The organism is Deinococcus sp. Leaf326, from assembly GCF_001424185.1.
GTDB lineage: Bacteria > Deinococcota > Deinococci > Deinococcales > Deinococcaceae > Deinococcus.
Window position 1 is genome coordinate 422,110 of sequence record NZ_LMOM01000001.1, and the last position, 12,910, is coordinate 435,019.

Genomic DNA, 12,910 nt, shown 5'->3' on the forward strand with positions numbered 1-12,910 from the left:
GGCGCCTCTGGGGGCGCAGAGGTCATTCCTCTGCGCCCCCTCTCTCCCTCTCCCGGATGGCTTGGAAGCTGCGCCGCAGTAGTGCCCCTGCCTCGGCCGCGCGGACCCCAGACGTGACGCGCGGGGCGTGGCCCCAGTGGGCGGCCAGAAGGTCGCTCACGCCGCCCAGCGCTCCGGCCTTGGGGTTGACCGCGCCGTACACGACGTGTCCCACACGCGCTTCGATGGCCGCGCCCAGACACATCGGGCACGGCTCCAGGGTGACGACCAGCGTGCAGTTACCCAGATAAGGGCCGACCGTGGCCCCCGCTTCCCGCAACGCGGCGAGTTCGGCGTGGCGGGTCATGTCACCGTGCTCCCGACTGGTGTTGCGGCCGCGTCCGACCACCTGCCCGGTCGCGTCCAGCACAACTGCGCCCACCGGCACCTCTCCAGCCCCGGCCGCCTCGTGGGCCAGGGCCAGGGCCTCCCCCATCGCGGCGTGCAGCGTAGCGGGCATGGCCCCGACCTGTTCACGCGCTCCGACTGCCCAGAGGGGCGGGTTCAGACCGGCCCACTGCACTGCGCCCCCAGCGTCCACGACCAGCGGCACGCGGCCGCGCTCCTCCCGCGGCACCCGGGCGTCGGTTAGAACGTCACTGAGCTTGCGGGTCCCGCCCGGCAGACGCAGGCGGTCGCCGGGCTGGCGCGTCCGGCGGGTCCAGCCCGACGGCAGGGTGAAGTCCGGTTCCGGCCAGGTCAACGGCCCCAGATGCAGCCGTCCGCCCGTAGCCGTGACCGGGTGCGCGCCGGGGAGGGTCAGGTGCCGCGTCGTGCCCGAATGCAGACTCCCGGCCAGGGTTTCGACGTGCGGAGCATGGTAGGCCAGCCCAGCCGCACGGAGTTCGGCCGCCACATGGCGCCGCAGCACGGCCAGGGGCTGATGCCGCAGGGGGGCGTGCAGGGTCAGGGCCGCCGCCTGGGCACTCAGGGCCGCGTCGTCCTCGGCGTTCAGGCGGGCGAAACGGGCCAGGGCCTCCTCCAGCGCCGGCACGCGGGCACGCAGCACCGGCATGACCTCGCGGCGCAGCCACGCACGGGTATAGGCCGGGTCGGCATTGGTCGGGTCCTCGCGCCAGGCCTGCCCCAGCCCCCGCAAGAAGGCTTCGAGGTCGTCCCGGGGCACCTCCAGCCACGGGCGGCGAACCCGGCCCCACACGGGCAGGATGCCGCGCGCCGTCGCCTCGCCGCGCAGCAGGCCCCACAGCACGGTCTCGGCCTGGTCGCGGCGGGTGTGGGCGGTCAGGACCACGCCGGCTCCGTGCGCCCGCGCGGTGCGGGCCAGGAAGTCGTAGCGCACACGGCGGGCAGCCTCCTCGACATTTGCGCCCCGGCGCCGGGCGACGGCGGCCACGTCCACCCGCGCTGTCCCGAAGGGCACGTCCAGACCGGCAGCCAGCTCGGCCACCCAGGCGGCGTCCTGGGCCGAGTCCTCCCGCAGCGCGTGGTCGAGATGCGCCGCGACCGGGAGTGCCCCCACAAGCAACAGCGCCCGCAGGAGCGCCACCGAATCCGCGCCGCCCGACACCCCCACGGCGACCCGCTCTCCGGCGTAGGGCCGCAGCGGGCCGAGCAGCAGGTCAGGCACGGTGGGAGCGGGCAGCGCATTCACGGGAGGCAGTGTAGAGCGCTGCCCAGCCACCGGAGTCGCCCGGCTGACGGGACGCCCGCGCGGCCCATGCTCTACAGTCGGCCGCATGGCTCCGCGCGTCGGTCAACCCGCTCCCCCGTTCGAGGCCCGCAGCGACAACGGCCAGCTCCTGAGCCTGGCAGCGCTGCGGGGCCAGTGGATCGTCCTGACCTTCTGGCCCGGCGCGCAGTGCCCGGCGTGCGCCGAGGCCCAGGCCCTCGACCGGCTGCAGCCGGAGTTCGCGGCCCTGGGCGCTGCCGTGATCGCCGTGAGCCGCGATACCGAGGCTCATCTCGCGCAGCTGCGCGACCGCTGCGGCCTGGGCTACCCCCTGCTGCCCGACAGCGGCCGGGGAGTGGCGCGGGCCTACGGGGTGGGCGGCCCATCCTGGCTCAGACGCGAGACGGGGCAGACCTTTCTGATCGGCCCGCAGGGAGTGGTCGCCGTACACTGGCCCCGCGCCGACTCGGCCGGGCACCTTGCGGACGTGCTGGAAGGGCTCCGGCAACAGCAAACCCCCGCCTAGGGCGGGGGTACACGGCGCAGTAGAGCTCAGATGTTGAAGCCGAACATGCGCATCTGGCGCTTGCCGTCATCGGTCATCTTGTCGGGACCCCAGGGCGGCGTCCACACGAACTCGACATTCACACTGTTCACGCCGTCGAGGCGGCCGACGGCCATCTCGGCGTCGGCGCGGATGAGGTCCTGCACCGGGCAGCCCACACTCGTCAGGGTCATGGTGATGTCCACGAGGCCACCTTCGGCGATGTCCACGCCGTAGATGAGGCCGAGGTCCACTACGTTCACCGGAATTTCCGGGTCCTTGACGACCTTGAGGGCTTCGAGCACCTGGGCTTCGGTAGGAGCCCCGGCCACCTGGGTTTCTCCGGCCGGCGTACCGGGCGTCTGCAGGTCGTCGCTCACTGGCCCTCACCCCCGGTGGGCAGTCCAGCTTCGGCCCAGGCCTGGGTCCCGCCGGCGAGGTTGGTCACGTCGCCGTAGCCGTTCGCCAGCAGGAACTCGCCCGCACGGGCGCTGCGGGCGCCGCTGCGACAGATCATGACCAGCGGGCGGTCCTTGGGCAGCTCGGCGTAGCGGGCCTCGAATTCGCTCAGGGGCAGCAGTACGGCGCCCTCGGCATGGATCTGGTCATATTCGCCCTGCTCGCGCACGTCCACGAGCAGCGCGCCGTCTTGCACCATCTGATGACCCTCGGTCGGGTTCGCTTCCTTCATGCGCCCAGCATACCCGAGCGGCGAGGTCGGATTGTGGCCGCCCCTAGGTCGCCTCAAGATCAGCCGTGAGACACTGGCCACGTGTCACACGACTCCGGCCCTGACGGGCCCCGGCGGCCGGCCCTTGTGCCTGGCCTGACCCTCGTCGACCTGCGGGCCGACGACGATCGCGGTGCTGCTCCCCTGATCGCTCCCGGCGCCCGGCAGGTGCTGACCCTGACCCTGGACGAGATCGAGGACGGCACGCACGGCCTGACTCCGGCAGCGGGGTCTATGGTCGTCGTGTGCGAGCGGGGCGCCCGGTCACAGCTCGCGGCGCGCTACCTGCGGGCCGACGGCCTGGACGCTCAGGCCTGGCCCGGCGGCTGGGACAGTTTCGCGGCGGCCCTGAAAGACTCCTGACCCCCCTGACCGCCACCGCCGCCTGGCAGAACAGGCGCCCGGCCTCAGCCCTCCGCGTCCGGCGGAGTGCCGTCCACGAACACGGTCTTCTGATCGGTGTAGTGGACCTGCCCCGCCGGAGCGCCGCGTGGGCGCCAGACGTACTTGATGCGGGTGTAGTCCACCGGCACGTTGCTGCTGCCGCGCGCCTTGGAGTGCGAGGCCGCCAGGCGCGCCGCGTACAGGATGTCCGGCAGATCGAGGTCTCGTCCACCCGCCCGCACGACCACGTGGCTGCCCGGGTATCCCTGCGCGTGGAACCACCAGTCCATACTCTTGCCGACGCGGTGCGAGAGGGTGGCGTTTTCCTTGTTGTTGCGGCCCACGAGGACCTCGAACCCGCCCGGCGTGCGGTAGCGGGCGCCGTAGGGGCTACGCTCGGGCTTCTCGGCCTCCAAATCGGCCGACAGTCTTTCCAGGGCCTCCAGGTCGGCGTGGTCGAGCTCGGCCACACGGGCCTCGGCGGCAGCGAGTTCGGCACGGATGTTGCCCTCGCGCTCGGCCAGACGTTCGTAGACCTCTTCCCGGCGACGAGCGCGGGCATAGCGCTTCTCGGCGTTCTGCACGGCGCTCAGCTGCGGCTCCAGGCTGACCGGCACTTCACCGCTGCCGTCGAATGCCGGCAGCTCCGCGCTGAGCGCTCCCGGCTCCACCGTATGCGCGTAGGCCATGAGCAGATCGGCCTGGGCGCGGTCCTGCGCCGCGATCTCGACCCCCTCCTCGGCGCGGGTCACGTCCCCGAGCTGGTTGCGCAGCAGGGTCACGCGCTTGTCGAGCGGTTCGCGTAGCACCTTGCGCAGCGTCGCCGCCTTCTCGGCGCGAGTGGACTCGCGCGCACCCTCGCTCAGGGTGCCCTCGCGGACCGTGGGATCGGTCACGAGGCTGCGCAGGGCCGCGAGGGCCTGGGGCCAGCGCTCGCCCGGCGCCTCGGCACCCGGCAGGCCGCTGCGGCGGACGAGTTCGGCGCTCAGCAGTGGTCCCAAGCCGTCCAGTCGCTCACGCCAGCGGCCCAGCGGCAGCTCGGAGAGACTGCGGGCCTCCTCCTCGTCCAGCACCCGTGGGTCGAGCTTGTCGTAGGGCGGGGGGGGCGTGTACAGGCCGCCGCTGCGCACCGTGCGGAAACGGTTGCGGCTGCCGGTGATCTCGCGCGCTGCCAGGGTAATGCGCCCGGTAAAGCCCTCACCTTCCTCCAGCACGAGCACGTTGGCGTTGCGCCCCGTCACCTCGAACACGATGCGGGCGGGCGGCTGGTCGATGAACCCTTCCGCCGCGCCGAAGTGCAGCGCCACCACGCGGTCGAGCTTGAGCTGCTCGGCCCCCAGCAGGTCGCCGCGGACCCGGGCCGCGAGCAGGCGCTGAAAGCCGTTGTGGGGGTCGCCGCGCAGTCTCTCCCGGCTGATGAACAGCGCGGGCTGCGGCGGCCGGTACGACAGCACGAGGTTGCCCACGCCCTCGATGAGCAGCGCCGAGGTCGTCTCGTCGGGAAAAGCCCAGCCCAGAGTGCGGGCCGGGAAGGAGGGCCCCAGGTCGCGCAGGACCTGGGCCAGCATCAGCCCTTCCATCAGCGCTTCGCCGGGGGTGCGGCGGGAACGGAAGCGGGCGCGGACCCAGGCGCAGCCGCCGGGGCGCCGTCCACAGCGCGCGCGTAGGCAATCAGGCGCAGCAGCGCGGGCGCGTCGTAGGGATCGGAAACTGCGTAGCCGTTCACGAACACGCTGGGCGTGCCCTGCAGGCCCAGGCGGCCGGCCTCGGCCAGTCCGGCGTCCACCGCCGCCTTGCCGCCACGCGCCGCGAGGCAGCCCTTGAAGGTGGTCAGGTTCAGGCCCGCCTTGCCCGCGAGGGTGGTGAAGGTGGTCGCTGCGTCACCCGAGAGCCACGAACGGTCGGCGAACAGCGCGTCCTTGTAGGCCCAGAACCTGCCCTGCGCCGAGGCGCACTCGCTCGCCTCGGCGGCGGCGCGGGCGCGCGGATGGATGGATTCGAGCGGAAACTGGTGAAACTCCACGCGCACATCGGCCGGCAGGGCCTTTTGCAGCTCGGGCAGGGTCTTCGTCTCGAACTGCTCGCAGTAGGGGCACTGAAAGTCGCTGTAGACGCGCAGCGTGACCGGATTGGCCGTGGTGGTGCGGGCGGGCTGCGCGGTCTTCACCTGGGCGAACTGCGCGGCAGGAAGCTGCGCCAACCCCAGCGTCACGCTGAGCCGGCCACCAGTGAGCCGGGCGCTGATCTCGAAGGGTTCGGCGTCCACCGTCACGCCCTGGGGCAGCTGCGCAGCCACGTCGCTGCGGGCCAGAAAGGCGGCGAGCGGCGCAGCGAGGTCGTCTCCGTACCCGCTGAGCACGCCCACCAGTTCGGCGGCGCGGGCCGTGCCGGCGCCGGGCACGGTCACGGTCGCGCCGGTCAGGTAGCCGGCCTTCTCGCGCAGGGCCACCCCGGCGCCGTCGGTGAGGGTCAGGGCGCCGCCGGCCCCCACCTTCGCGCCCTGAAACGCGGGCGCGGCGCGCACCGGGGCCGCCTGGGCCCCCACCTGGGCGTGGGCCGCGCCGGACAGGGCCGCCAACGCGCCCAGGACGAGGAAAGATCGGGCAAAGTGGGTCATATGCCCGACATCCTACTCCGGCCGCCCGGAGACGCCCCTCCCCCTAAAGGAAGGTGGGGCAAAGGGCCACCTAGACCCCTTCCCCCACCCGTGTTCTACCCCCCACTCACCAGAAGTTGCCGATCCGGAAGTGGAACTTGCCGCGGGAGGCCTCGGTGTTGCTGGGGCTGAAGCCGTAGTCGAAGCGCAGGCTGGGAAGCTTCGTGCCGCCGATGCCTAGGTTGAGCTGCACACCCGCACCCACCCCGTAGGCGCTGCTCATGGCCGAGCTGCTGTTCCAGGCCGCGCCGTAGTCCGCGAAGACCACGCCGTAGATGCCCTGGGCCACGCTGCCGCTGAGGCCGAAGTCGTGGCGGTACTCCACGCTGGAGGTGAGGTAGCTCGTGCCGAACAGCTGGCCGTCGCTCAGGCCGCGCAATTCGCGCGACGCAAGCGGGTTGCTGCCCCCGATGTAGTAGCCGGTGCCGCTGGGGAAGCTGCCGAAGCTCGTGCCGGCGTTGACGCGCGCGGCCAGGGCGTCGCTGTAGGTCTCGGTGCCGAAGGAACGCGGTACCTTGCGCCCGAAGCCGTAGTACCCGCTGACGCCGGCCTCGGTGTCGGTCCAGCTCAGGGGGTTGCTGCCCGCTGCGCCGAAGTTGTAGGCGACCAGCCCGCTGGCGCGCACCCCCCGGCCGGGGAACTCGGGGCTGTCTGTGTTGTCGTAGCCCAGGCTGCCCTCGAAACGGGTGGTGCGGTTGCTCTGGGGCAGCAGGGCCGTGGCGGCGGCGTCGGTGGTCGTGCTCGCCTCGCCGTCACGCAGGTTTTCCAGGTAGTAGGTCTTGTAGTTGAAGGACGTACCGATGGCCGCGCTGAGGTTGGGCGTGATGTTGCGCCCCAGGTTCAGGCTGAAACCGGTGGTCCGCACGGTGTAGTCGCGCCCCGTGTCGGTCTGGGTGCTGTCGAGGATGGCCTGGTTGCCGCCCACCGAAGTGCCCGCCGCGACCGTCAGGCTGGTGCGGTTGGTGCGGAAGTCCCCGAAGTTCAGGTCCAGCCAGGGGATCGTGTAGTTGACGTTGCCCGCGAGGTTCTGGCCGGCATCGTTACGCAGCGCCGTGACCGAGAAACCCGCCGTGTGGCCCAGGCCGAAGGCGTTGGGGAACTGGTAGCCGAGTTCGCCCGAAATCCCGGTGAGGCTGTCGTAGGCCGCCGAGAGCGACAGGGGAATGCCGCGCACGCCGCTCTCGCTGAGCTGGATGACGTAGGTGATGTTCTCGGGCGTCTGGGCGTCGCTGCGGGCGTTCACGCCGGTCACGGTGACGTATCCCAGGCGGCTGATGCGCCCCAGGGCGTCCTGGGTCTCGGTGAGGTTGAAGATTCCGCCCGCGGTGGGCAGCTCGCGCAGGATCACGCGGTCCTGGGTGCGGTGCTCGCCCTGCCACTGGAGTTCGTAGCCCACGAGGCGCACTTCGCGCAGGTTGAAGGTCAGGACGCCGTCCTTGAAGGTGATCGCGTCACGGGTGCTGATCTCGTAGCCGGCCTTGCGGTAGGCGTCGCGCACGGCCAGAAAGTCGTCCTGCGCGAGCTGGGGCGAGTACACGTCGCCCGCCTTGGTCTTCACGGCGGCCGCCAGCGTGGCGGTGGGAACACGGGTGTTGCCACTGAAGACGATGCTCTTGACCGGCCCGCTCTCGACCCCGGCCGAGCCGAACAGTACGGTGACCTGCGCCGGGTTCTGGGGATTGGGCTGCAGCGCGAAGCCCACCGGCTTGCCGGTCCGGTTGGCGAGGGTCCGCACGTCGGCTTGGAGCTTGGCGAGCGTGAGGGGCTGCCCGGTCTGGGTCTGGAGACCGGCCGAGGTCACGTCCGCGCCCAGCGGCGAGACGTCGATATCCGAGACGCGGCTTTCGAGGACGCTGACCTTCAGCACGCCGTTTTGCAGCGAGATGCCCTGGGGGTTGAGGCCCGACTGCACGTAGCCGGCTGCCATGTAGGCCTGCTCCAGCGCGTCGGCCGCCGCGAAGAAGGTCTGGCTAGTGAACTTGCGGGCGTCGTACAGCGGCTTGAAGATGGCGCTGATGGTCGCGGCCGGCAGCAGCGTGTTGCCCTCGACCTCGATCCGCGAGATGGGCGCGGTCTCGTCTACGACGAAGTTCACCGTGACGCTGCCGTCGGTGTTCGTCTTGACCTCGGTGCTGATGCTGGGCACGAAGGGGAAGCCCTGCTGGCGGTAGTTCTCGGCCAGCGCCTCCTTGGCCTGGTCGACGCGCTGGGTGTTGAGGGTCGCGCCGGGGGCGATGTTCAGCAGTTCGGCGATGCTGCTCTTGAACTGGTCACCGGGCAGAAAGGTCAGTCCGCTCGCCTCGACCGCGCTGATGGTCGGGTTGGGCACCACGGCGATGCTCAGCACGTCGCGTCCCGAGACGGTGCGCAGTTCGGCCACGGCCGACTTGAAGTAGCCGGTGGCCACGACGTCCTGCTCGACCTGGCGCAGGTTGACGCTCGAGAGCGCCGCGCCCGGCTGCACGTTCAGGCTGGCCCGCACGAAGTTGGCGAGCAGGTCGGTGGTTCCGGTGACGGTGATGTCCTGCACCGTGCCGGCCTGCTGGGCGAAGGCGGGGGCGCTGAGGGCGAGGGTCACGGCGAGCGTCAGGGGGTGTCGCATGAAGGGGGTCTCCTAGAGTGGCCCGGAAGGGGCTGGGCGAAACGGGCGGCGAAGAAGGGAAACGGAGCACGCGGCACGTTTGCCGAGGTGGGGAACCCGCAGGGTCTGGTGTGAAGCCCCGGACACCGGCCGGCCCCGGAACACGGGGAGCCGGCCCACGGGGGTGCGAGCGTCACACTTGCCCACCGCGCACTGAGAAGGATGAAGTTCAGTTGACTCGGGGCTCACGCTTGCCACGCGCGCCTTGCCGGCAGCCTCAACGTTCGCCGGTCTGCTGGGTGGTACTGACCTCGCCGCTGCGCCCCCCCTGGGTGGCCGGACTCTGGGGGGCTCCGTGGGCGCCGCTGCCGGTCATCATCAGGCCCAGCTCGGTCTCGGTGGCGTGCGCGGCGTCCATCTCACCGGCGATCTTGCCCTCGTACATGACCAGGATGCGGTCCGAGAGGTTCATGATCTCGCCCAGGTCGGCGCTGACGAGCAGCACGGCGAGGCCCTGGTCACGCGCCTCGACGATGCGGGCGTGGATGAACTCAATGGCCCCGATGTCCACCCCGCGCGTGGGCTGGCTGGCGACCAGGATCTTGGGGCCCTTGCGCATCTCGCGCGCCACGATGAGCTTCTGGGCGTTGCCGCCCGAATAGCGCCCAGCCTGGAGCGAGGTGCTGCGCGGCCGCACGTCGTACTTCTCCGAGAGGTCGCGGGCATTCTGCTCGATCACGTCGCGGTTCAGGAAGCCCAGCCTTCCGGCGAAGGGCGCGCGGTCCTGCTCGCCCAGAATGAAGTTCTCGGCGGTGGTCATGTCCAGCACCAGCCCGCGCTCGTTGCGGTCCTCGGGAATGTGCGACAGTCCCGCCGCCTCGACCTCACGCACGCCGCGCGCCCCCTGGCCCAGGTAGGTGACCGTACCGCTGTAGGGCTGCAGGCCGGTGATCGCCTCGACGAGTTCGCTCTGGCCGTTGCCCTCGACCCCCGCGATCCCCACGATCTCGCCGGCGCGCACGCCGAAGCTCACGCCGTCCACCGCGTTGCCGTGCCCGCCGCGCACGACCACGTCCCGGACGTCGAGCGCCACGTCGCCGGGGCGCGCGGGGGTCTTGGCGACCCGCAGGCTCACGTCGCGGCCGACCATCATCCTGGCCAGGATTTCGGTGGTGGCGCCCTGCGAGGGAATCGAACCGATCATCTTGCCGTCGCGGATCACGCTGATGGTATCGCTGATGTGCAGCACCTCGTGCAGCTTGTGGCTGATGAAGATGACCGCGTTGCCGCTCGCCGCATACTGGTTTTTCAGGAAGTCGAACAGCTCGTCGGTCTCGCTGGGGGTCAGGACGGCCGTCGGCTCGTCGAGAATCAGGATGCGCGCGCCCCGGTAGAGGGTCTTGAGGATCTCGACCTTCTGCTGGCGGCCCACCGGCAGGTCGCCCACCAGGGCGTCGGGGTTCAGGCCGAAGTTGAAGCGGGCGATGAGTTCGGCCACCTTCTTGCGCGCTGCGCCGTAGTTGATGGACGTGCCGGAGGTCGGCTCGGCGCCCAGGATCACGTTCTCGGTGACGGTCAGGGTATCCACGAGCTGAAAGTGCTGGAACACCATGCCGATGCCGCGCGCGATGGCGTCAGCGGGGCTGGAGAAGGCCGCCGGCTGGCCGTCCACCACGATCTCGCCGCTCGTGGGCGGCTGGGCACCGTACACGATCTTCATCAGGGTGCTCTTGCCTGCGCCGTTCTCACCGCACAGCGCGTGGACACTGCCCCAGTTCACCGAGAGGCTGATGTCGTCGTTGGCCAGCACCAGGGGAAAGCGCTTGGTGATGCCGCGCAGTTCCAGTGCGGGGGCGCCGCTCCGGGCCGGGTCCGGCGCGGGCGAATGGGATGGAACGGTCATGCCCCACAGTGTAATGGCACGCCGCACGCCCGAAACTGGCCTGTGACCCTGCTGCGGCCGTCCGCCCCCGCACCGCCCGCAGCCGACCTGACACAATGTGAGCATGGACTCTTTATGGCTGGCCGTGACCAATCTGGGCCGGGACGAGGTCTTCATCGCCGTTCTGGCGCTGTATACCCTGCTGGTCAACCCCCGCGGCGGCCGCCACCTGGGCGTCGCCTTTGCGCTGAGCTACCTCGTGAACACTGCCGTGAAATTCGGCCTGGACCTGCCGCGTCCCTTTACCAGTGATCCTTCGGTCGCCTCGGAAGCGGCCCGGCGCACCGCGCTGGGGCCAGGCCTGCCCAGCGGACACACCCAGATGGCCGCGACCCTGTGGCTCGGTATGGCCGCGCAGGTCCGCCGGGGCTGGTTCTGGGGCGTGGCGGGCGCACTCGTGGCGCTCATCGGGGCGTCGCGTCTGCTGCTGCACGTGCACTACCCCTCCGACGTGATCGTGGGGCTGGCACTGGGGCTGGGCTTCGCGTTTCTGGCCGCCGCCTTTCCCTTTCCCGAACAGGGGCTGGGGCGCTGGGTGCCGGCGGGCGTCCTCGTGCTCATCGCCGCCTTCTTGCCGGCGGGCACGCCGCGCGAGTACGGCACCGCCCTGGGCCTGATGGCCGGGTTCTGGGCCGCGCGCCCCGACTTCACGCCGCCGCGCGACTGGGCCGGGCGCGTGATCGTCGGCGTGGTGGGGTTGGCCATCATCTTCGCGGCGTATTTCGTGCTGGGCGCGCTGCCGCAGAGCCTCAAGGACATCGGGGTGGTGAGGGCGCTGCGTTACGGCGCCCTGGTCCTGGTCGCCGTACATGCCGTGCCGCTCGTGCTGCGGCGCTGGCTGCCCGTACAGGTGGCCGTGCCGGTCACGCCGCCCCTCGCTTCGGGCGTACGCTAGGCGCCGGGCACAGCAGGACAGAGGCGGCGGGCATCCTTTTCCGGATGCCCGCCGCCCTATCGCACCTGTTCCTCAGTCGAGGGTGAAGTCGATGACGGGCGGCGCGGCCGGTTTACTGCCCGGGGTCGCAGCGGCCGGCGCAGTCCTCGCCGGCCCGGCCTCGTCCGGGACTTCCGGCTGTCCGGCAATGGGGGCCACCGGAGGCGCCGCGCTGGACGGGTCGCCAGGTTTGACCCAGCGGGTACCCAGCAGGGCGGGGCCGACCGGCGCAGCGGGGCGGGCCGGTAGGGGCGGGCTGGCGGCACGGTGAGCGGCGTGCAGGATGGTGTCGACGTCCAGCCGGCTCAGGATGCCCTTTTGTTCCAGGGTGCTCAGGATCGCCAGGGCCAGCTTGCGGGCGTATTCGCCCTCGTTGCGGGGCGGCGGCGTGGGGGTGGGGCCGGTGGTCATGGGCCACCAGCGTAGCGCGGCCCCGGCGGCCGGGGGTGAGGGGGCGCCGCCTCTGGGCCGGGCGGCCCCGTCCCCTCCACAGGAACATGCGTCTGGATCAACAATCGGGAAGCGCAAGAGTGATATTCTTGGGAAGTCTGACATGGTGGCCCGAGGAACGCGATACGGCCCCTGCTTCCCGACGCTCTGAACAGAACAGACCGTGCCAGGCGCGGCGGCGAAGTGGGAATTTGAGGAGGACCGAGGAATGTATAAGGGAAGAGAGGGGCAGTGGGCCTTCTTGCTCCACCGCCTGTCCGGGCTGGCGATTTTGCTGTACCTGATGCTGCACGTGCTGAGCATCGGCTCGTTCCTTTTCGGCGAGCGGGTGTATATGGCGATTCACGAACTGTATGACCTGTGGGTCTTCCGGATCGGGCTGGTGGGCGTCGTGGGGGCTGTGGTGTACCACTCCTTCAACGGCCTGCGCATCATCGCGATGGACATGACCGGCTTCGGCGTGGCCTATCAGCGCCAGATGTGGTACGGCGTCCTGGTGATCAGCGTGCTGGCGACCGGCTACGCGGCCCTGCGCCTGTACCCGCGCCTCGTGGGGGGCTACTGATGATCCGCGCACGAACCTTTATGGACGCCCGGCAGCAGTCGCACTCCAACGCCGAACTGAACTGGTGGATCTTCATGCGCATCAGCGGCCTGATCCTGATGTTCCTGGTGCTGGGGCACGTCTACATGACCTTCGTGCAGGTGAGCGAATCCGACGCGACCTTCGACGCGGTGGTCAGCAAACTGGGCAACCCCGCCTGGAAGCTCTACGACTGGCTGATTCTGGGCCTGGCGCTGATGCACGGCGGCAACGGCGCGCGCTACGTCATCGACGACTACGTGCGCTCGCGCCCCAACCGCGCCTGGGTGCGCAACACCTTCTTCACGGTGCTGGCGCTGCTGTTCGTGTTCGGCACCGTGGGCCTGTTCGCCATCTGAACGCGGCCCACACGACGCTCACCGCCTTCGTCATTCGTCGCATCCGTTACGGCGCGAACAGGCGAAGCGTGATTTAAA

General features: G+C 70.6%; 13 protein-coding genes. 5 read left to right on the forward strand and 8 right to left on the reverse strand.

Annotated features, from left to right (window positions below):
• Nucleotides 1–22 precede the first annotated feature (22 nt).
• Nucleotides 23–1,651 (reverse strand): tRNA lysidine(34) synthetase TilS, encoded by a 1,629-nt coding sequence (gene tilS, locus ASF71_RS02120; protein ID WP_235514086.1) that lies wholly within the window; start codon nucleotides 1,649–1,651, stop codon nucleotides 23–25.
• A gap of 85 nt (nucleotides 1,652–1,736) precedes the next feature.
• Between tilS and ASF71_RS02125 the strand changes: the two genes are divergently transcribed.
• Complete coding sequence (locus tag ASF71_RS02125) at nucleotides 1,737–2,195, forward strand: peroxiredoxin (RefSeq protein ID WP_056294086.1); 459 nt, start codon at nucleotides 1,737–1,739, stop codon at nucleotides 2,193–2,195.
• A 26-nt stretch (nucleotides 2,196–2,221) separates the two neighbouring features.
• Here ASF71_RS02125 and ASF71_RS02130 read toward each other — a convergent pair whose 3' ends face one another.
• Both ASF71_RS02130 and ASF71_RS02135 read right to left on the reverse strand, forming a co-directional pair.
• Complete coding sequence (locus ASF71_RS02130; RefSeq protein WP_235514087.1) at nucleotides 2,222–2,593, reverse strand: metal-sulfur cluster assembly factor; 372 nt, start codon at nucleotides 2,591–2,593, stop codon at nucleotides 2,222–2,224.
• Nucleotides 2,590–2,904: a rhodanese-like domain-containing protein gene (locus ASF71_RS02135; RefSeq protein ID WP_056294089.1), complete on the reverse strand. Its 315-nt coding sequence runs from the start codon at nucleotides 2,902–2,904 to the stop codon at nucleotides 2,590–2,592. Before ASF71_RS02135 ends, ASF71_RS02130 begins: the two co-directional genes overlap by 4 nt.
• Nucleotides 2,905–2,985: 81 nt before the next feature.
• Between ASF71_RS02135 and ASF71_RS02140 the strand changes: the two genes are divergently transcribed.
• Nucleotides 2,986–3,306, forward strand: a complete 321-nt coding sequence (locus tag ASF71_RS02140; protein WP_235514088.1) for a rhodanese-like domain-containing protein — start codon at nucleotides 2,986–2,988, stop codon at nucleotides 3,304–3,306.
• Nucleotides 3,307–3,350: 44 nt separating this feature from the next.
• Here ASF71_RS02140 and ASF71_RS02145 read toward each other — a convergent pair whose 3' ends face one another.
• The 4 genes from ASF71_RS02145 to ASF71_RS02160 all read right to left on the reverse strand — a co-directional run bounded on the left by ASF71_RS02145 (nucleotide 3,351) and on the right by ASF71_RS02160 (nucleotide 10,467).
• Entirely contained in the window at nucleotides 3,351–4,907 is a 1,557-nt protein-coding gene (locus ASF71_RS02145; RefSeq protein ID WP_056294094.1) for an NFACT family protein, read from the reverse strand.
• Nucleotides 4,907–5,944 carry a DsbA family protein gene (locus ASF71_RS02150; protein ID WP_056294097.1) on the reverse strand — a complete coding sequence of 346 codons (1,038 nt, stop codon included), beginning with the start codon at nucleotides 5,942–5,944 and terminating at the stop codon, nucleotides 4,907–4,909. The genes ASF71_RS02145 and ASF71_RS02150 overlap by 1 nt, the downstream gene beginning before the upstream one ends.
• A gap of 106 nt (nucleotides 5,945–6,050) precedes the next feature.
• Nucleotides 6,051–8,585 carry an outer membrane protein assembly factor gene (locus ASF71_RS02155; protein WP_056294098.1) on the reverse strand — a complete coding sequence of 845 codons (2,535 nt, stop codon included), beginning with the start codon at nucleotides 8,583–8,585 and terminating at the stop codon, nucleotides 6,051–6,053.
• A gap of 256 nt (nucleotides 8,586–8,841) precedes the next feature.
• Nucleotides 8,842–10,467: an ABC transporter ATP-binding protein gene (locus ASF71_RS02160; protein WP_056294101.1), complete on the reverse strand. Its 1,626-nt coding sequence runs from the start codon at nucleotides 10,465–10,467 to the stop codon at nucleotides 8,842–8,844.
• A 103-nt stretch (nucleotides 10,468–10,570) separates the two neighbouring features.
• Here ASF71_RS02160 and ASF71_RS02165 point away from each other — a divergent pair, with 103 nt between their 5' ends.
• On the forward strand, nucleotides 10,571–11,401 hold the full coding sequence (locus ASF71_RS02165) for a phosphatase PAP2 family protein (protein WP_056294105.1): 831 nt from the start codon (nucleotides 10,571–10,573) through the stop codon (nucleotides 11,399–11,401).
• A 72-nt stretch (nucleotides 11,402–11,473) separates the two neighbouring features.
• Here ASF71_RS02165 and ASF71_RS24650 read toward each other — a convergent pair whose 3' ends face one another.
• The gene (locus ASF71_RS24650) at nucleotides 11,474–11,851 is read right to left on the reverse strand and encodes a hypothetical protein (protein WP_200939648.1); all 378 of its coding nucleotides are present in this window, start codon (nucleotides 11,849–11,851) and stop codon (nucleotides 11,474–11,476) included.
• 202 nt (nucleotides 11,852–12,053) lie between these two features.
• Between ASF71_RS24650 and sdhC the strand changes: the two genes are divergently transcribed.
• Together sdhC and ASF71_RS02180 are read left to right on the forward strand one after the other, a co-directional pair.
• Complete coding sequence (sdhC, locus tag ASF71_RS02175) at nucleotides 12,054–12,455, forward strand: succinate dehydrogenase, cytochrome b556 subunit (protein ID WP_255354695.1); 402 nt, start codon at nucleotides 12,054–12,056, stop codon at nucleotides 12,453–12,455.
• Nucleotides 12,455–12,832, forward strand: coding sequence for a succinate dehydrogenase hydrophobic membrane anchor subunit (locus ASF71_RS02180; protein ID WP_056294111.1), 378 nt, complete (start codon nucleotides 12,455–12,457; stop codon nucleotides 12,830–12,832). Before sdhC ends, ASF71_RS02180 begins: the two co-directional genes overlap by 1 nt.
• Nucleotides 12,833–12,910: the final 78 nt, after the last annotated feature.